This window comes from Pseudomonas sp. NY15374 (assembly GCF_048068255.1).
In the GTDB taxonomy this organism is placed as follows: Bacteria; Pseudomonadota; Gammaproteobacteria; order Pseudomonadales; family Pseudomonadaceae; genus Aquipseudomonas; species Aquipseudomonas machongensis.
In genome coordinates this window covers 1-468 of the sequence record NZ_JBLUPZ010000029.1, presented here as the reverse complement: position 1 = coordinate 468, position 468 = coordinate 1, and the positions used below count along the sequence as shown (strand labels likewise).

Here is a 468-nt window from a genome sequence, read left to right as displayed (position 1 = left end):
CCTTCCCTTCACATACGACCGCATTGGCAGGCGCCAGGCCACCTTTCACGGTGGGTTTGGTCACCCGCGCCTGGCTCCTGACCAATGCGGCCGCACAACCAATCTGGAGGACGCCATGGGCGCACTTCGAGCAGCACAGTTTGAGTACGACAACCGGACGCCGCCGGCGGTGAGTGATCAGGCCGGGGCGGGCGAGATCTGGATTCAGGACATGTTCCATCAGCTTCTGCGTGGCGCCGATGCGACGTTCCAGGTTGGCAGCGAGATCCGCGGTGTCACCTACGAGCGCTTCGCCCAGGCCGTGGACGAGCACGCATCGCCAGGCATCACCAGCCCAAGTGCCGTGGGCAGGCTTCTTCTGGCCGCACGGCGCCGCGACGCGAGCGATGCGCACAACGTGTACCACGAGGTGATGGCCGCGCCCTGCCCTGACGCAGTACTAGAGCGGCTGGCGCGCGATCTGCTGAC

1 protein-coding gene is annotated in these 468 nt (G+C 66.0%); it reads left to right on the top strand.

All coding sequences use genetic code 11. The annotated features are described in order from the left end of the window. Positions 1-115 precede the first annotated feature (115 nt). Positions 116-468 (top strand): hypothetical protein (locus tag ACNFHO_RS27390; RefSeq protein ID WP_416767971.1); only part of this gene is annotated, 353 nt, incomplete at its 3' end.